Genomic DNA, 18,122 nt, shown 5'->3' with positions numbered 1-18,122 from the left:
CCTTGGCAACCATTCTTGAGCCTGGAGAGATCGAAGCGGCGGCCGGTTCACCGCCGTTCCTGCACCTGCCACCGAACAACCTGTTCGCGTTGCGGGCGCTGCGTCTGGAAAAACTGGCGGACGGGCACCCACTGGCCGATTACCTGCGACTGGTGGTCGACCTGTGCCGCGTGCAACAGAATCTGTTGGACGATCCGCCGGAGGCTAAGCCGCTCGATCCCGAACGCCTGCGAGTGTGCCAGCAACACGGCTTGCCACCGTTCGCCGCCGATAGTCTGGTGCGCGAGGACACCTGGTTGGTGTACCTCGACGCCTTTTTGCAGCGATATTCGCCCCCGACAAACGCTGCCGTAGAGAAAGCCGTCGCATCCTTGCGCAACGCCAATTACGGCCAACGCAAAGCCTGGGCGATCGCCTTGGTCAGCGGCCAGTATTCATTGCTGCCGGCGGCGCTGGTGCCGTTTCTCGGCGCGGCGTTGCAGGCCGCCTTCAGTCATTGGTTGCTGAGCACGCCAGGCCTTTCACTGAAACCCGGTGACAGTCTCAGCCAATGCCCGGCCTGTGGTTCACCTGCGATGGCCGGGGTGATCCGCCATCGCGGCAAACACAACGGTTTGCGTTATCTGGTGTGCTCGTTGTGCGCCTGCGAATGGCACGTGGTGCGGGTCAAATGCGTGTATTGCGAACAAAGCAAAGGCCTGGAATACGTCAGCCTCGATGACGACCGCCACGCCGCCAATCAGGCGCCGTTGCGCGCCGAAATCTGCCCCGGCTGCCACAGCTACCTGAAACTGCTGTACCTGGAAAACGACGCCGAGGCCGAAGCGCTCTCGACCGACCTGACCAGCCTGATGCTGGACATGCGGCTGGAGCAGGAAGGTTACGTGCGCCCGGCGCCGAATCTTCTGCTGGCACCCGGAGGCGAGTAAGGACATCGGCTACACTCAGGCGCGACGGTCAACGTTTGCGGGAGTGCCTGATGTCTGCCAGATCCGCCAGCCCAGCCTTGCGGCTGCCTTCCATCGACAGTTTGCTGCGCCATCCGGCGTGTCAGCCGTTGGCCGAGCGCTATGGGCGTGACGCGCTGCTGGCCAGTCTGCGACAACTGCTGGATGACCTGCGCGAACCGGTGCTTTTGAGCCAACTCGACGCCGTTGAAATTACCCATGACGTATTGGCCGGCAGGGCGGGCGAGCGCTTGGCCCTGCAGCATCGCAGCCACGTGCGCCGGGTGTTCAACCTGACCGGCACGGTGCTGCACACCAACCTCGGTCGCGCGTTGTTGCCGCAGGAGGCCATCGAAGCAGTGCAAATGGCCGCCCGCTACCCGCTCAATCTGGAATTCGACCTGCAAAGCGGCAAGCGAGGCGACCGCGACGACTTGATCGAAGGCCTGATCCGTGAGCTGACCGGCGCCGAAGCGGTGACCGTGGTCAATAACAACGCCGCTGCCGTGCTGCTGACGCTCAACAGTTTGGGCGCGCGCAAGGAAGGGATCATTTCCCGCGGCGAGCTGATCGAGATAGGTGGCGCGTTCCGCATTCCCGACATCATGGCCCGGGCCGGCGTCCGGCTGCACGAAGTCGGCACCACCAACCGCACCCATGCCCGGGATTACGAGGCGGCCATCGGCCCGCGCAGTGGGTTGGTGATGCGCGTCCACGCCAGTAATTACGCCATTGAAGGCTTCACCGCTCGCGTGCCGACGGCCGAGTTGGCGGAGCTGGCACATAAACACGGGTTGCCGCTGCTTGAGGACCTCGGCAGCGGCAGTCTGCTGGACCTGACGCGCTGGGGCTTGCCCGCCGAACCCACGGTGCGTCAGGCACTGGTCGATGGCGCAGACATCGTCACCTTCAGCGGCGACAAGTTACTCGGCGGTCCTCAGGCCGGGTTGATCGTCGGCCGCAAAGACCTGATCGCGAAGATCAAAAAGAATCCGCTTAAGCGTGCGTTGCGGGTCGACAAGCTGACCCTGGCGGCGCTCGAAGCGGTGTTGGGTTTGTACCGCGATCCGGATCGGCTGGCCGAACGGCTGCCGAGTCTGCGCCTGCTGACCCGACCGCAAGCCGACATCCTCGCCCAGGCGGAGCGCCTGCAACCGTCATTGGCGCAGGCCTTGGGCGAAGGCTGGAACGTCAGCGCGTTGCCTGCGTTGGGCATGATCGGCAGCGGCAGCCAACCGGTGGCTCGGCTGCCGAGCGCGGCGTTATGCCTGCGGCCAGACGTGTCTAAACGTCTGCGGGGACGGCAATTGCTGGGGCTGGAGGCCGCGTTTCGTCAGTTGGCCATTCCAGTACTGGGCCGAATTGACGACGACGCGCTGTGGCTGGACTTGCGTCAACTGGATGACGAAACCGCGTGGCTGGCGCAACTCGGTCAATTGCAGGTGCCAGGGTGATTGTCGGCACCGCCGGGCACATCGACCACGGCAAGACTGCGTTGCTCCAGGCATTGACCGGCCAGGCCGGCGACCGTCGGCGCGAAGAACGCGAGCGCGGCATGACCATCGACCTCGGTTATCTCTACGCGTCGCTGGAACCGGGCGCGGCACTGACCGGTTTTATCGACGTGCCCGGTCATGAACGCTTTACCCACAATATGCTGGCCGGGGCCCAGGGCATCGATCTGGTGTTGCTGGTGGTCGCCGCGGATGACGGCGTCATGCCTCAGACCCGCGAGCACCTGGCAATCGTCGAACTGCTGGGCATCCCTCGGGCATTGGTGGCGATCAGCAAATGCGACCGGGTCGATCCCGCCCGAGTACAAGCCGTTCGCGAGCAGATCGAAACTTTGCTGACGCCCGGACCGTTTGCCGGCGCGCCGCAGATCGCGCTGTCGAGCGTGACCGGGGAGGGCGTCGAGACATTGCGACAGGCGTTGCTGGACGCGCAGCGTAATGTCCTTTCGCGCAGCACGAGCGGCGGTTTCCGTCTGGCGATTGATCGTGCGTTCAGCGTGGCTGGCGCCGGCATTGTGGTGACCGGCACGGCGCTGTCCGGGCAGGTTGCCGTGGGCGACACACTGATGCTCGGTCCGCTGGGCAAAACCGTGCGGGTGCGAGGCTTGCATGCGCAGAATCAAGCCGCAGACACCGGGTTTGCAGGTCAGCGAGTCGCGTTGAATCTGAGCGCCGAGCGCTTGGCACTGGAGCAGATTCACCGTGGCCACTGGCTGGTGGCCGAGTGGCTGTATGCACCGACCCAGCGCCTGGATATCGAGATGCAGTTGCTGGCCAGCGAACCCAGGCCCTTCGAGCATTTTCAGCCAGTGCATGTTCACCTCGGCACCCAGGATGTCACGGGGCGAGTGGCGCTGCTGGAGGGTTCCAGCCTGGCGCCGGGTGAGCGGATGCTGGCGCAGATCCTGTTGAATGCGCCGGTGCAGGCGGTGAAGGGCGATCCTTTGATTGTGCGTGACCAGAGCGCCCAACGAACCCTCGGCGGTGGTCGGGTACTCGACCCGTTCGCGCCGACCCGACACCGCCGCAGTCCCGAGCGATTGGCGCAACTCCAGGCACTCGCCACATGCAGTGATCTGGAAGCCGTGTTGCCCGCGTTATTGGTGAACAGCGAAACCGGGCTTGATCCGCAGCACCTGGAGCGACAGTTCAACCGGCCGCGTGACACCTGGGGCCTGCCCGCCGATGTGCGCTTGATCAGCACACGCCAAGGCCCATTGCTATTTAGCGCCGAGCGTTGGGAATCCCTGAAAGCGCCGTTGCTGGAGCATCTGGCACGTTTCCACCAACTCGAACCGGATCAGATGGGACCCGACCGGGATCGCCTGCGCCGCTTCGCCGGGACCGCGCTGGACCGGCCGACGTTCATCAGCCTGCTCGACGAACTGCTCGCCAGCGGCACTCTAATTGCCAGCGGCCCGTGGCTGCACTTGCCCGAGCACCAAGTGCGCTTGAGTGAAGACGATGAAGCCTTGTGGCAACAGCTGCAGCCGTTGTTCGAACAAGCCGGTTTCAATGCGCCGTGGGTCCGCGACCTTGGGCATGAAGAAGCGGCGGTGCGCCTGCTGCTGCGCAAAATGGCGAGGCTGGGGCTGGTGCATCAAGTCGTCCGAGACCTGTTCTACACCGACGCAATCATCCGCCGATTGGCGGCTATGCTTGTGCAACTGGCCGCGCAGGACCCGGTGATTCAGGTTGCGGCGTTTCGCGATGCGGTGGGTCTGGGGCGCAAGCGCAGCATCCAAACTCTCGAATACTTCGACCGGCTGGGCCTGACCCGACGCTTTGGCGACAAACGACATATCCGCCTCGACAATGCCTTGGCCCAAGGATCAGAACACTGACTTCAAGGAAGGCAATCGCGCCCGGTGGCGCGGCCGGGCTTCAAACCCGGTTGGGGACGGCATCCGTTCCCGGGCAGGTTCGACTCCGGCTGCCTTCCGCCATTTTTTCGTTAGAGATGCCCGAAGTTCAGCGGGTACTGGACGACCACATACACCCGATCGATATCATCGCCCGCCTGCGCCGTGTTGGCCCGATGCGACACATGGGACAGTTGCAAGGACAAACCCTTGGCCGCTCCGGACTACACGATGTAGTGCAGGTCGATGTCGCGCTCCCAATGCCGGCCGCCATCGCCTTGTTCAGGCACGTATTCACCGGCTGACTCATCGAAAGGGTTGTAGGCGCCGCCCTTGGGCGCATGGGTGCCGTCGATCTGGCTGCCCATGACGTAGCGCGTCATGAATGTCAGGCCGGGGATCCCGAAGGTGCTCAAATCGAGGTCGTAGCGTGCCTGCCATGAGCGTTCGTGGGCGCCGTTGAAGTCGGCGTACTTGATTGAGTTGGCGAGGTAGATCGAGTCTCCGCCGACAAAATCGAACGGCGTGTCGCCATTGATTTTTTGATAAGCCAGGGTGAAGGCATGCGCATCGACGGTGTACTTGTCCGACAGGCTGAACGCGGTGGTGTCGATGGCGCCGGCCAGCGCTTTGCCGGTGTCCTGCATGGTAGAGATTGGCGTCGAGTAATACCCCGGACTGCTTCAGGTGCAGGTTGGCGTAGTACTGATGCCAGCTGTCGCCGAGTTCTGAAGCATAGAGCGCACCGCCGACAGGGCTTTGGGTGAACAGGTCGGTGCCGAGAAACGTAATGCCGCCGGCCTCCGTGTTGGCGCCGTAGCCGTAGAAGTTGCCCTTGCCCGAAGAACTGTCCTGGTTCTTGAACGCTGTGAAATGACCGGCAACCAGATTCATGCCATCGATTTCATGGCTATTCAGCAAAAAGCCTGTGGCGTACTCCGGTTGCAGGCGTTTGTCCGCGGTGTCGACACCGGGGTTTCCACCATCATTTCCCCGAAGGCCAAAGTGGTTTGCGAGGCTCTGATTTTCAGCGCGCCACCGCCACTGGAATAGTTGTCTTCGCTACGACCGTCATCGTCCACGGGCAGCAATCCCGTTCCGGAATGTCCCTTGCCGCCGTCCAGTTTCAATCCCAGAAAGGCGTGGGCATCCAGGCCAAAGCCAAGTGTGCCGGGCGTGAAACCGGATTCAAAAGTGCTGATAAAGCCTTGAGCCCATTCGGCTTTATAGCTTTTTCCTGTGGGCGAAGGAGACCGGTAGTCGCTATTCAGGTAGAAGTTTCTGCTGAGCACTTCAAGGTCCGCGCCGTCCACAAACCCTTGGGCGGGTTCATTAGCCGAGGCTGTCCCGGCCAAGAGCATCGACAACCAAAAGGGAAGGGCTTGCTTGCGAAACTTCATCGGTCAATCACCACGCAACAGCGACTGCGGAATGACCGCAGTCGCCGGCTATTTACAGGAAAACCGCTTAGTGGCCTTCCGAGGCACCGAACATGGTTATGGCGTAGATCAGGCCAAGACCGTAGGAACCACCGTTGGCAATCGAGTTTTTCACGGTTTCTTCGTAGGTTTCGGTACGCGCCCAGTCGCGCTGCAGTTCGAGCAGGTATTGCAACGAGGTCATCGGGCGAGCACCGATCTGGATCATGCGCTGCATGGCCATTTCATGGGCTTCGGTGCTGACGTCGCCACAGGCATCGGCAATCACGTAGACCTCAAAACCCTGGTCGATGGCCGACAGCGCCGGGCCAACAATGCACACCGAGGTCCAGAGGCCGGCGAGGACGATTTTCTGTTTGCCGAAGGCGTTGACTTCGACGGCAATGCGCTCGTCTTCCCAAGTGTTCATGCTGGCTTCTCGGCGACGGTGGTCAGGATGGTCGACACCTTGAAGCCCCGTGCAGCCTTGGCCACGAGCGCAGCGTTGTTGCGCAGGGTGACGGCGTCGATCGACTTAGTTGCAAAGGACATCTGCGACTGGTGATCGATCATGATCAGGGTGTGGTCGGTCGGGGTCAGCAGGGTTTGATGGCCATGGCGGGGTCCTTACGGGTGAGTGAGGAGGCCATGGTTGCGTAGATTCGCTCGGGGATATTGAGTCGGTGTGCTGTGTTTAAGGATTTTTGCGAGGACGCTTGAAGGGCGAAGCCCCGCGCAACATTGCGCGGGGCAGACGGTCATTGCATCACATAACGTCCGGGTGCCGATTCCAGCGCCGGGTAGTGCGTGTTACCGGTGTGCAGCACCGAAGGTTGGCGCTCGCCGGCCTGGTCTGCCAGCCAGACGAACCAGTCATTCCACCAGCTACCGGCATGCTCCTGGGCATTCATGAACCAGGTTTCAGGATTCTTCGAAACCCGATTGTTGGTCCAGTAATGGCGTTTTTCCCTGGCCGGCGGGTTGATCACCCCGGCGATATGCCCTGAGGCACCCAGCACAAAGCGCTTGGTCCCCGAGAGCAATTGGGTGCTGGCATAAGCGCTGCGCCACGGCACGATGTGATCGTCATGGGTGGCCAGGATGTACGCCGGTGCATCGATGGCGCGCAGGTCCAGCTTGACCCCGCAGCAGTCCAGCTCGCCGGATTTCAGGTCGTTTTGCAGATAGGTGTGGCGCAGGTACCAGCAATACATCGGCCCCGGAAGGTTGGTGCTGTCGTTGTTCCAGAACAGCAGGTCGAGGGGGATCGGCTTCTGACCCTTGAGGTATTTGTCGACGTTGTAGTTCCACCACAAATCGTTGGGGCGCAGCAGCGAGAAGGTATTGCCCATGTCCTCGCCCTTGAACAGGCCGATGGGGCCGTCCAGGCCGCCGATAGTGCGCTCGCGGTAGGCCACCAGTTGCTCGTCGACGAAGATGTCGATGGGACCGGTGTCGAGGTAGTCAAGGAAGGTGGTCAACAGGCTCACGCTGCCGATGTCCTTGTCGCCGCGCGCCGCCAGTACGGCCAGCGCCGAACTCAACAGCGTGCCGCCGATGCAGAAACCCACGCAGTTGGGGCGTTGCTCGTCGCTGATCTTGCGGGTCACTTGCAGGCCTTTGATGATGCCGGTTTCGATCAGGTCATCCCAGGTGGTGCCGGCGTGGGCCTGATCGAAGTTGCGCCACGACATCAGGAACACCGGGTGGCCCTGTTGCAACAGATGGCGAACCATCGAGTTGTCCGGGCGAAGGTCGAGGATGTAGTACTTGTTGATCGACGGCGGGACGATGAACACCGGGCGTCGGTACTGGGTTTCGCTTTGCGGGTAGTACTGAATCAGCTGGAACAGTTCGTTCTCGAATACCACTTCGCCGGGGGTGTTGGCCAGATCGACGCCGACCTTAAAGGCGCCGCTGTCGCACTGACGCATCTTGCCTTCCTGCAGGTCGCTGGCCAGGTGCAACAGACCCGTGAACAGGCTGCCACCCTGAGTGTCGACGACGCGCTGCAGGGCATCGGGATTACTGGCCAAAAAGTTACTGGGGGCACCGGCGGCAATCGCTTGTTCCACCAGGTACAGCAGGCGCTGGCGGGTTTTCTTGTCTTTGATCGGCAGTTTATCGAGCAGCTTCAGCAGGAAACCGGCGTTGAGCAGGTAGAACGCCGCGAGGGAACCGAACAGCGGCGTGCTCCAGTTGCCGCTGGAAAAACGCCGATCTTCAAAGGAGAACGGCTGACCGGTCAGCAGGCGCTGGCCCAGGTCACCCCATTGGGTTTGATACTCGGCTTGCAGGCTTTCCAGGGTGGTGCGCGGCAGGTCGAACCACTCGTCGTATGCCTGGCCGGTGAACCACGGATTGGTGCTGACCCACAGGCGTAATTGTTGCACTGCAAAGGAGGCAATGAACGGTACCTGGCCTGACCAGAAGGTGTTGAAGGTGTGCGCGTTATTGTCCATGGAACTCCTTGCCCACATCGGAAAACCGGGCAGAAAAAATCGCGGTGCCGGAATTCGGCACCGCGTCAGCAGCCAAGCAAGCAGTTCTTTTTTCTAGCGTTCGATGACCAGACTGACGCCTTGGCCACCCCCGATGCACAACGTGGCCAGACCCTTTTTGCCGTCACGACGAATCAGCTCGTGCACCAGCGACACCAGAATCCGCGCGCCCGAGGCGCCGATCGGGTGCCCCAGGGCAATGGCGCCACCGTTGACGTTGACCTTGCGGGTGTCCCAGCCCAGTTCTTTGCCGACCGCCAGTGATTGCGCGGCGAACGCTTCGTTGGCTTCGATCAGGTCGAGGTCGTCCAGGCTCCAGCCGGCTTTCTCCAGCACCAGGCGGGTGGCCGGGACCGGACCGATGCCCATGATCGACGGGTCCACGCCCGCGCTGGCGTAAGCCTTGATGCGCGCCAGCACTGGCAAACCGAGGGCCTGGGCCTTGGCGGCACTGGCCAGCAGCAATACGGCGGCGCCATCGTTGAGGGTTGACGAGTTGCCGGCGGTCACGCTGCCGTTTTTCTGGAACGCCGGTTTGAGGTTGCCCAAGGCTTGCAGCATGCTGTCCGGGCGCGGTTGTTCATCCGTGTCGAACACCAGCGGGTCGCCCTTGCGCTGGGGAATCAGGATCGGAGTGATTTCACGCTTGAAGTAACCCGCTTCGATGGCGGCGGCCGCTTTCTGTTGCGAGGCGGCAGCGAAGGCGTCCTGAGCTTCGCGGCTGATGCTGTACTGATGAGCCAGATTCTCCGCGGTGATGCCCATGTGGTAATCGTTGAAGGCGTCCCACAAACCGTCCTGAATCACGCTGTCTTGCAATTGCGCATGACCCAGACGCAGCCCGGTGCGTGCCTTGGGCAACACATAGGGCGCCAGGCTCATGTTTTCCTGACCGCCAGCAATCACCAGTTCGGCGTCGCCGCAACGGATCGCCTGAACGGCCAGCTGCACAGCCTTGAGGCCTGAACCACAGACCTTGTTCAGGGTCAGGGCAGGGGTGGTAAACGGCAGGCCGGCCTTGATTGCCGTCTGGCGAGCCGGGTTTTGCCCGGAGCCTGCGGTGAGCACCTGGCCAAGAATCACTTCATCGATCTGCGCGCCGTCCAGACCGGTCTCTTCCAGCAGACGGCGAATCACCGCGACGCCCAGTTCAGTGGCCGGGATTGCGGACAGGGCACCTTGAAAACTGCCGATGGCGGTACGAGTAGCGGCAACGATTACGACTTCGTTCATGCGTGACCTCATTAAAATGTTGTCGAGCGGGAGCAGGGCGTCCTTGCCCTGATCGATCTACTGCATGTTCATGCCGCCGTTCACCGAGAAGTCGGCGCCGGTGCTGTAACCCGATTCATCGGACGCCAGCCAGGCGACGATCGAGGCGATTTCCTCGGGTTGGCCGAGGCGTCCGACGGGGGTGGCCGCGATCATGGTGTCGAGGATGTCCGGGCGGATGGCCGCGGTCATGCTGGTCTGGATGTAACCGGGGGAGACGGTGTTGACGGTCACGCCCTTGCCGGATACTTCCCGCGCCAGTGCCATGGTGAAGCCATGGATGCCGGCCTTGGCCGCGCTGTAGTTGGTCTGGCCGAACTGGCCGCGTTGACCGTTGATCGAGGAGATGTTGATCACCCGGCCCCAACCCTTGGCCAACATCCCCTCAATCACCTGTTTGGTGGTGTTGAACAGGCCCGTCAGGTTGGTGCCGATGACCGCGTTCCAGTCTTCGGGCGTCAGCTTGCGAAAGGAGGCATCGCGAGTGATGCCGGCGTTGTTGACCAGCACATCGATGGGGCCGAATTGTTCACGCGCCATCTCGAATGCCTTGCGCGTCGACTCCCAATCGGTGATGTCGCCGTAGATGCACTCGAACTGATAACCCGCCGCCAGTTGAGTGGCAATCCAGTCGTTCTTGCGGGCGGAATCAGAGCTGCAACCGACGATGACCTTGAATCCTTCCTTGTACAGGCGCTGGCTTATCGCCGTGCCAATTCCACCCATACCACCCGTGACCAACGCAATACGACCAAGCGACTTCATAAGCTCCGTTCCTTTTATATTTTTGCGTTGCAAGATGGAAGGATTGTTCGGTATTGGCGGGGGATGCGGAAGTGTTGGGAGGTGACGGCGTGGTGTCCATCGGTGCCATGTGCAAATCGCCCCTTCACCGCTGGCCTGTAGCAGCTGCCCTGTGGCGAGGGGATTTATCCCCGTCCGGCTGCGAAGCAGTCGTAAACCCTGAATGCACGGTCCTACTGACACACCGCAGCGCATGACTTCACAACTGCTGCGCAGCCGGACGGGGATAAATCCCCTCGCCACAGGGCAGCTACAGGGCGACGAATGACCGGAAACAGTGGCTAAAAATGAGAGTTACCTATACTGGGATCAATCTTGGCAACTGAACCCCCCGTTAGTATTTGATTCACCGCAGATCAGTCATGGCTCCGGACAGGATGTTCGGTTCCACAGGTCATTGAGGACGCCATGTATAGAATGAGTTCAGGCTATGCCAGCGTGCTGGTAAATACGCTCTCGGCCCAAGGACTGGATGTTGCCAGTCTGTGTCGGGAGGCTGGACTAGACATTAAACTCGCGGACAAACCAGGAGCGTTTTGCGAGCGAAAGGCCATCTATCGATTATGGGAACTGGCCGCACAGGCCTCGGGCGATCCAGACATTGGCTTGAGGGCCTACGGCAGCTTCCACCCCGGCAGCTTTCAAATCGTCGGATACACCATGATGTCCAGCCTGAATCTGAAAAAAGCCCTTGAACGACTGGTCCGTTTCAGTCCGTTGATTGGCACCGGGTTCAGCCTTTTCTTTACCTCGGAACAGCAGCATTACCGCCTGTCCGGGCTCGACCATCAGCAACAGGGTTCGGTCAAACCGCGCCAGTACACCGATGCCGGTTTGGCGTCATTGCTGGGTTTCTGCCGCAAGCTGTTGGGCGGCGACGCACCGCATCCCTTGAGTGTTGAGTTCACTTATCCCGAGCCCGAAGACATCTCCGAGCATCGTCGGCTGTTTGGCTGCAATCTGCAGTTCGACGCGCCATACGACAGCATTCTGTTTGACGGGCAGGAGTTGATGCGGCCGTTGAGCATGGCCAATGAAGCGTTGGCGGTGCTGCATGACAGTTTTGCCGAGGCGCAACTTGACCTGCTGTTTGGTTTTTGCATTGTCGGCAGGATTCGCGCGCTGATTACCGAGCGCTTGAGTCAAGGCCAGGGACAGTGCGACATGGAGTCGATCGCCGCGGCGTTGAACATCAGCAAGCGCACGCTGCAACGCGCCCTGGAAAAAGAAGGGACGCAATTCAAGGACGTGCTGAACGCGGTGCGCCGGCAATTGGCCGATTTCTACCTGCGCCATTCTCACTTCAACATGAAGCATGTCGCGTATCTCCTTGGTTTTCATGACCACAGCAGCTTCAACAAAGCCTGTAGCCGCTGGTTTGGCATGACACCGGGTCAGTATCGCTCCGATGAATCGTTTGAAATCGAGGAAGCCGCGCCGGTTTGACGCGGTTCTTGTCAGAGTTTGAGCCTGCTCCACTATTTTGTGAGCAGCGAATCCCCTGTAGGAGCGGGCTATGTGGCGAGGGGATTTATCCCCGTTGGACTGCGTAGCAGTCCCATTATTGGGGCCGCTTCGCAGCCCAGCGGGGATAAATCCCCTCGCCACAAAGGCTCACTCCTACAGGTTGTTCATCATGGTGCAGGAGGTTTCTTCGCACCTTTTTTGCCCTTGGCGGTTTTGCGCGGTTTTGTCGGCGTTACCGGGGCAATCGGCTCAGCGACGAGCACCGGAGTCTTTTGTTGCACAGGCGCTGGTACGACGACCGCAGTTTTCGGCTTCGGCTCCGGGGTTATCGCCGGGGCTTTCTCCTCGATAACATCGGCTTCACCAGGGAATTGAGTCAGGTTAAAACCCGGCAGCGGAACATCGAGCAGCGTGTGCAGCTCACACCAGAACGGATTGTCTGCGCCGCTGGTCAGCAATTCCGGCAGCAAATTGGCGACGGCCGCCAGCACTTGTTGGCGTTCTTCGACCTCGGCCAGCATCAGGGGCAGGCTGTGCAGGCTTTCCTGCGGGTGGGTGGCGACCAGCAGTTTTTGCAGGCGCAGGGTTTCGCGCAGGTCCAGCGGCTCGGCGCTGTAGTCCTGGAGCAGCACCTGCAATTGCAGGATCAGTTTCTCGACGCTTTGCTTGCCCGGTTCATCGCTGTCACGGCCCAGCAGGAACAGGATCCGGATCAAGGCTTCCATCAGACCGCCAAGGGGCAGGGCGTCCTGAAGACGTTCGATCAGGACTTTGTCGTGCTGTTCGGCATGCGCCTGAAGATTTCGCCCAGGAGCATCGCCGGCAAGGCTATTGAGCACGCCATACACGCCGTAAAAACACATTTCCTGCGCGGCATCACGCAGATCCCGATAGCCGTTCAATGCGTCCTGTATCTGGTTGGCAAACAATGCCTGCCAGGCCAGCAAGGGATTGGCCGGGCTTGCGGGATGTCTATCTTTGCTCACGTGGGCGGCACTGCCTGCCAGCCACCACAGCGCCGGGTTCAAACTGTTCCACATCACCTGCTGCTGGTGAAACGGATGGGCCTTGCGCATCAGTTCGGCGGCCGGTTCGTTGATCAACTGACGCAACCACGGCCGTACAAATCCGTCGTAGAGACTGTTGTTGATGTCAGAGGCACGCTCGACCAGCGCGAATTCGCGATCGTCATCACGGGGCGACTGCACTTCACCATGGATGTCGGCGATACGCCGACGCTCGAAGCGCACGGCGTACGGCGTTTGCGAGTTTTCCGGCAGGTCTTCGATGAGCATTTCATACAGCCCGCCCGGCAGTTCATTGATCGCTTCGACCGCGCCCAACAGCTCTCGGTGTTCACGCCGAGCGACTTCGCCGGACACGAAGATGCCCAGATGACCGATACTCGCGTGCCGCAAGTAAACGATGGTGCGACCGGCATTTTGCAGGGCCAGATCGCTGGGGTAGACGTCGGTGATCCAGTCCAGCGCTTGCTGCGGCGAGGTGATGTTGTCGCCATAGGAGCAGAACACCACCACCGGCACTTCGATGCGCTTGAGGTCAAGCCCGCTGCTCTTGCGCCCGAGGCCGCCGGACAGCTGATTACCGATGAACAGGTCATCGACAATCATCTCGATTTCTTCGCCATTGAGCAGGGTCGGGCTGCCCCACCAGCGTTCGAAGTCCAGAAAGCGCGGGGCCTCGCTGTCGACTTCGCTGAACAGGTGGTAGTACTTGCCCCACCAAGTGTTGGCCGGGTCGAGGCTTTCGAAATTGCAAACCAGCCAGGTGCCGTCGAAACGGTCATTACCCAAGTCGCTGCCCAGCCGCGCCATCCAGCCGCCACCCAGCAAACCGCCGGTGTAGCGCATCGGATTGCGGCCATTGACGCCGGCCCAGTACGACAACGGCGCGCCATTGACGATGATCAGCCCCGGCAATTCCGGGCGGGTGGCGGCCAGGCCCATCAATGCCCAGCCGGCCTGGCAGTTGCCGATCACCACGGGTTTGGCGCTGGCGGGATGTCGCTCGCTGACCACTTCGATGAACCGCGCCTGGGCTTCAACGATGTCTGCCAGGGTTTGACCCGGGCGCGGCGAATGGCTGAACGAGATGAAGTAGGTGGGATGGCCGGCTCGCAGGCTTTCGCCGATGACCGAATCCTGTTTGAAACCGCCGATCCCCGAGCCGTGGCCGCCCCGTGGATCAATGATGATCACCGGCTGTTTTTTGCTGTCGAGCCGTTGCCCGGGACTCGCGAGGATCTGCAGCAGCGAGTAGTTGACCGGGCGCGGCAGGTCTTCGCCGGCAATCAGGGTTTCATGATTGAACTTGAGCAGCAGCGGATAGCCGGCGCGTTCGTGGGCCAGGGTATTGTCGCCGCGCTGACGCAAGGTGTCCCAGAACAGCACGCTGCGTTGACCCACATCCGTGAGGTATTCCTGCCAGTCAGCGGGCGTCGGCTGCCTGAGTTGCCCAAGGCTTGAAGGTGCGTAGGTTTTGGCCTGGCGCTGCTGCACGGCGTCGAGCACATTGCGGGTATTGAGGCGCTGCAGATGGGTCAAGTGTTCGAACAAACCGGACGGAGACGAAAGCCCTTCATCTTGCAGCGCAATATTTTCTTCCTGACCCATCGTGAACTCCTGACGCCATGCGTGGGAACGTCGCCCTGACTAATAGAAGCTAGGCCGGCCATCCGATTGTCACGAGTGTATAGGGATTATCAGCCGAGGAAGGAGTTTTGTTGTGCGCTGCACAAAATAGACGTTGCCAAATGATTTTGTGCACTGCAATATCAAGGCTAACGCGATGTCTGGCAGGATCGCTATCGCGTCCTCAGGTCCATCCGGGCCTTTCAGTACCAGGAGATTCAAGCATGTCTTTTTTCAACTCGGAAAAACTGCAAACCGCGCAGAAAGCCAACCTCGATCTTTTGCAGCAAATCAGCGGCAAAGTCTTCGCCAGCGTTGAACAGCTGAGCCAGTTGCAGTTCAAGGCACTGCGCGACTCCACCGAAGAGCATTTCGAAGGCGTGCGCAAGCTGCTGGCCGTGCGTGACCCACAAGGCTTTGCTGATTTGCAGGCGTCGTTCACCCAGCCGAGCGCGCAGACCGAACGTCTGGCCGAGTTCAATCGTCAGGTTCAAGCGCTGATCGTGGGCACGCAGTCGGACATCGCCCAACTGACGTCGAGTCAGGTCGAGGCGGGCACCCAGCAGGTGAATGAGTTTGTTGAAGCGATCAGCAAGAATGCACCGGCCGGCTCCGAGCCTGTAGTGGCTGCGTTCAAGTCGGGCCTGGCGAATGCCGGCACGGTGTTTGAAAGCGCACAGAAAGCGGTGAAACAGGCGTCTGATGTGGCTCAGAGCAACTTTGACACCGCCACTGCCGCAGCCGCCAAAGCAGCGCCGGAAGCGGGCGCCAAGGCAACCAGCGGTAACAAGTAAGTCATATCAGGCCGGCGGCACAAGAAATGGCGATGGGCTTATTCCCCGTCGCCATTTTTTTTCGGCCCGTTATCGGTGCCGGGTTTGGCGCCAAACATGCCAAACAGGTTCTGGGTATTGAGGTACAACGCCTTGGACTGGTCGACATACTGGCGCATCAGGTCCTGCATGACCGGGGCCTGTTGATGCATGAAGTCGCTCCAGGCTTCGGAGGACTGCGCGCCGGTCTGCGACTGAATGTCGATGACGGTCTGGATGCTTTTGTCCAGGTAGCTGCCGAGCACGCCCTGGTACGGACCATAGAACTGGATAATCCCCATCAGCATCTCGCTGGTGAAGATCGGCTCACCGCCGCTTTCGGCGTCCAGAATCACTTGCAGCAAAATGCTGCGCGTCAGGTCTTCACCGCTCTTGGCATCGACCACCTGAAACGCAACTTTATCGACGACCAATTGGCGGACGTCCGCCAGCGTCAAATGACTGCTGGTGTGCGTGTCATACAGTCGGCGATTGGGGTATTTCTTGATCAGGCGGGGCGTGTTCCGACTGTTATCTGGCATGCGGGGCGTCTCGTGGCGAGCCTGGTTTGCAGGCATCTTAACCTACTCTCATCTTTGGCGCCTTTGAGGCCTACAGGGGACTTGTGAGCACTGAAGATCCAGTGTAGGAGCGAGCCTGCTCGCGATGAGGCCCACCAACACACCGCAAAACCTGAAGAAAAAAAGGGGACTGCGCCGTCAAACGAGTCCCCTTGTGAAGCCTGAATCGGCTTACTAGATCGGCAACGTATAACTGACGATCGCCGCGAAGTTGTAGTCGTAACGCGCCTGCCAGGATTTTTCATCCTTGCTGGCGAAGTCGCCGATCTGCACGAAGTTCACCAGGGCGCGTGATGAAGCGCATGCAGGCCAATACCCTGCCGGACCTGGTCGGCATGGCCATTGCCGCCGAACTGGTCGACCCGCTGAAACTGCGATGACGCCTCGCGCCGGGTATTGAGCGTCTATGCTGGGCTAACCGATCCGCTACCGTTGCAGTGATCTGCAAGGAGGCATCCGTGGAGCCCACGTCCTCTTCCGAGAAAACGCTCACTCGCACACTGCTCGATGTGCTGATTCGTGCCGGGTTGATCGCCGTTCTGGTGCTGTTCTGTTTCGAGATATTCAGCCCGTTCCGCGACTTGATGCTGTGGTCGCTGATCCTGGCGATCACCCTCTATCCGCTGCAAGAGCGGCTTCGGGGGACGCACAAACCGGGGCACGTCGCGACGCTGATCATCCTGGTCGCCATCGTCATCCTGATGGTGCCGATCTACCTGCTGGGCACCTCGATTGCCGACTCCGTCGAGCATGCGATGGAAATCGTCAAGGGCGGCGGTTTTCACATTCCGCCGCCGGCCGACTCAGTCGCCAGTTGGCCACTGGTGGGCCAGCCACTCTCTGATTTATGGCTGCAGGCCTCAACCAATCTTCCCGACCTGACCGCGAAGTACGTACCGCAGATCAAACACGCCAGCCTGGGCCTGTTGGGTAAACTGGCCGGCGTCGGCATGGGTTTCCTCACGTTCATCTTCGCCTTGATCATTGCCGGGATTTTCATGGCCCATGGTAAAGGTGGCAGCCGCGCCGCGGTCCAAATTGCCTCGCGCGTCAGCGGTCCGGCCCGTGGACCTAAAATCGCCGAACTCTGCACCGCCACGATTCGTGCGGTTGCGCTGGGTGTGGTTGGCATCGCCTTCATCCAGATGCTGCTGGTGGGCCTCGGTTTTGTCTTCAAGGGCATCCCCGGTGCCGGTTTGCTGGCCTTGGCGGTGCTGCTGCTTGGCATCATGCAGTTACCGGTGACGTTGATTACGCTCCCGGTGATTGCCTTTGTCTTCGCCACGGAAGGCGCCAGCACCACGACCATCATCTTCGCTATCTATGTGTTCATTGCCGGCCTGGTGGATAACGTCCTCAAACCTTTGCTGTTAGGACGCGGTGTCGACGTGCCGATGCCGGTGGTGCTGATCGGCGCCTTGGGTGGCATGGTCACCAGCGGCATCATCGGGCTGTTCATCGGCCCGGTAGTGCTTGCCGTCGGCTATCAATTATTCTGGCAATGGGTGCAGGATCGACCGCCGGAGGGAGGAGGACCGCCACTATGAGTGCGCAGTATCATCAACTGCTGGATCAGGTGCTGACCGCCCATGGTGGTCTGGACCGCTGGAACAGCTTCGACACCGTCCGCGCCACGCTGGTGACCGGTGGTTCTCTCTGGGGCGCGAAAGGGCTGACGCAGGACAGCGCCCCCCGACAGATGACTGTGTGGCTGCACGAACAGAAAGCCTCGGTAACCCCCTTCGGTGGTCCGGACAAACGTACGGCCTACACACCCGACAGAATCGCCATCGAAACCACCGACGGAAAGGTGATTGCCGAGCGCCAGACGCCGCGGGAATCCTTCCGCGACCACGACCAAAACACCCCTTGGGATCCACTGCATCGCGCGTACTTCAACGGCTATGCGCTCTGGTCCTACCTGACCATGCCGTTCCTGTTCACGTTGCCGGGTGTGGTGACCGAGGAAATCGAACCCTGGCGAGAGTCCGCGCAGCGCTGGCGCCGCTTGCGGGTGCACTTTCCCGAAAGCATCGCCACCCACTGCGCCGTGCAGGATTTCTACTTCGGCGAAGACTTCCTGTTGCGTCGACACGACTACAACGTCGACGTCAGTGGTGGCATGCCTGCCGCCCAATATGTGTCTGACTACATCGAAGCTGACGGGTTGCGCATGCCTGGCAAGCGGCGTGCCTACCGACGCGCAGAGGATGGCCAGGCTAACAAGGATGCGTTGCTGGTGGCTATCGATCTCAGCGAACTCGGCTATTCGTAATACTCTTCGGAAGGATGA

Annotated in this window: 12 protein-coding genes, 1 tRNA gene and 4 pseudogenes; 9 read left to right on the top strand and 8 right to left on the bottom strand. The window is 60.7% G+C overall.

Features of this window, described 5'->3' with window-relative positions; genetic code table 11:
* The first annotated feature begins 2 nt into the window (after window positions 1–2).
* The 4 genes from fdhE (at window position 3) to ACYZTM_RS00550 (ending at window position 4,407) form a co-directional block, all read left to right on the top strand.
* Entirely contained in the window at window positions 3–929 is a 927-nt protein-coding gene (gene fdhE / locus ACYZTM_RS00565; RefSeq protein WP_131058541.1) for a formate dehydrogenase accessory protein FdhE, read from the top strand.
* Window positions 930–979: 50 nt separating this feature from the next.
* Window positions 980–2,401: an L-seryl-tRNA(Sec) selenium transferase gene (selA, locus tag ACYZTM_RS00560; protein WP_461986354.1), complete on the top strand. Its 1,422-nt coding sequence runs from the start codon at window positions 980–982 to the stop codon at window positions 2,399–2,401.
* The gene (gene selB, locus ACYZTM_RS00555; RefSeq protein WP_461989265.1) at window positions 2,398–4,305 is read left to right on the top strand and encodes a selenocysteine-specific translation elongation factor; all 1,908 of its coding nucleotides are present in this window, start codon (window positions 2,398–2,400) and stop codon (window positions 4,303–4,305) included. Before selA ends, selB begins: the two co-directional genes overlap by 4 nt.
* 6 nt (window positions 4,306–4,311) lie before the next feature.
* A tRNA-Sec gene (locus ACYZTM_RS00550) sits at window positions 4,312–4,407 on the top strand.
* A gap of 8 nt (window positions 4,408–4,415) precedes the next feature.
* Here ACYZTM_RS00550 and ACYZTM_RS00545 read toward each other — a convergent pair.
* The 5 genes and pseudogenes from ACYZTM_RS00545 to phbB form a co-directional block, all read right to left on the bottom strand.
* Window positions 4,416–5,723: pseudogene (locus tag ACYZTM_RS00545) on the bottom strand (OprD family porin).
* A gap of 67 nt (window positions 5,724–5,790) precedes the next feature.
* A pseudogene (locus ACYZTM_RS00540) lies at window positions 5,791–6,344 on the bottom strand (isochorismatase family protein).
* Between the two features lie 155 nt (window positions 6,345–6,499).
* The gene (gene phaC, locus ACYZTM_RS00535; RefSeq protein ID WP_461986352.1) at window positions 6,500–8,203 is read right to left on the bottom strand and encodes a class I poly(R)-hydroxyalkanoic acid synthase; all 1,704 of its coding nucleotides are present in this window, start codon (window positions 8,201–8,203) and stop codon (window positions 6,500–6,502) included.
* 93 nt (window positions 8,204–8,296) lie between these two features.
* Window positions 8,297–9,475: an acetyl-CoA C-acetyltransferase gene (locus ACYZTM_RS00530; RefSeq protein ID WP_461986350.1), complete on the bottom strand. Its 1,179-nt coding sequence runs from the start codon at window positions 9,473–9,475 to the stop codon at window positions 8,297–8,299.
* 57 nt (window positions 9,476–9,532) lie between these two features.
* Window positions 9,533–10,279, bottom strand: coding sequence for an acetoacetyl-CoA reductase (gene phbB, locus ACYZTM_RS00525; protein WP_131058537.1), 747 nt, complete (start codon window positions 10,277–10,279; stop codon window positions 9,533–9,535).
* 447 nt (window positions 10,280–10,726) lie between these two features.
* Here phbB and ACYZTM_RS00520 point away from each other — a divergent pair, with 447 nt between their 5' ends.
* A complete protein-coding gene (locus ACYZTM_RS00520; RefSeq protein ID WP_131058536.1) occupies window positions 10,727–11,764 on the top strand; it encodes an AraC family transcriptional regulator in 1,038 nt (345 codons plus the stop codon).
* A gap of 188 nt (window positions 11,765–11,952) precedes the next feature.
* On the opposite strand, the gene ACYZTM_RS00515 is transcribed toward ACYZTM_RS00520, so the two are convergent.
* Complete coding sequence (locus tag ACYZTM_RS00515) at window positions 11,953–14,418, bottom strand: DUF3141 domain-containing protein (RefSeq protein ID WP_461986348.1); 2,466 nt, start codon at window positions 14,416–14,418, stop codon at window positions 11,953–11,955.
* Window positions 14,419–14,660: 242 nt separating this feature from the next.
* Here ACYZTM_RS00515 and phaP point away from each other — a divergent pair, with 242 nt between their 5' ends.
* Window positions 14,661–15,230 carry a TIGR01841 family phasin gene (phaP, locus tag ACYZTM_RS00510; RefSeq protein ID WP_131058534.1) on the top strand — a complete coding sequence of 190 codons (570 nt, stop codon included), beginning with the start codon at window positions 14,661–14,663 and terminating at the stop codon, window positions 15,228–15,230.
* A gap of 38 nt (window positions 15,231–15,268) precedes the next feature.
* Here phaP and phaR read toward each other — a convergent pair whose 3' ends face one another.
* Window positions 15,269–15,790, bottom strand: a complete 522-nt coding sequence (phaR, locus tag ACYZTM_RS00505) for a polyhydroxyalkanoate synthesis repressor PhaR (RefSeq protein WP_131058533.1) — start codon at window positions 15,788–15,790, stop codon at window positions 15,269–15,271.
* 237 nt (window positions 15,791–16,027) lie between these two features.
* Window positions 16,028–16,117: pseudogene (locus ACYZTM_RS00500) on the bottom strand (OprD family outer membrane porin); the annotation flags it as partial.
* Between ACYZTM_RS00500 and ACYZTM_RS00495 the strand changes: the two are divergent.
* The 3 genes and pseudogenes from ACYZTM_RS00495 to ACYZTM_RS00485 form a co-directional block, all read left to right on the top strand.
* Window positions 16,117–16,209, top strand: a pseudogene (locus ACYZTM_RS00495) (DNA-binding response regulator); the annotation flags it as partial. The pseudogenes ACYZTM_RS00500 and ACYZTM_RS00495 sit on opposite strands and share 1 nt — an antisense overlap.
* Window positions 16,210–16,287: 78 nt before the next feature.
* Window positions 16,288–17,376: an AI-2E family transporter gene (locus tag ACYZTM_RS00490; RefSeq protein ID WP_461986345.1), complete on the top strand. Its 1,089-nt coding sequence runs from the start codon at window positions 16,288–16,290 to the stop codon at window positions 17,374–17,376.
* Entirely contained in the window at window positions 17,373–18,104 is a 732-nt protein-coding gene (locus ACYZTM_RS00485; protein WP_131058531.1) for a hypothetical protein, read from the top strand. The genes ACYZTM_RS00490 and ACYZTM_RS00485 overlap by 4 nt, the downstream gene beginning before the upstream one ends.
* Window positions 18,105–18,122 lie beyond the last annotated feature (18 nt).

Source organism: Pseudomonas sp. MDT2-39-1, from assembly GCF_054898085.1.
Note: the sequence above shows the minus strand (reverse complement) of the source record. Positions and strands in the feature narration are given on the sequence as shown.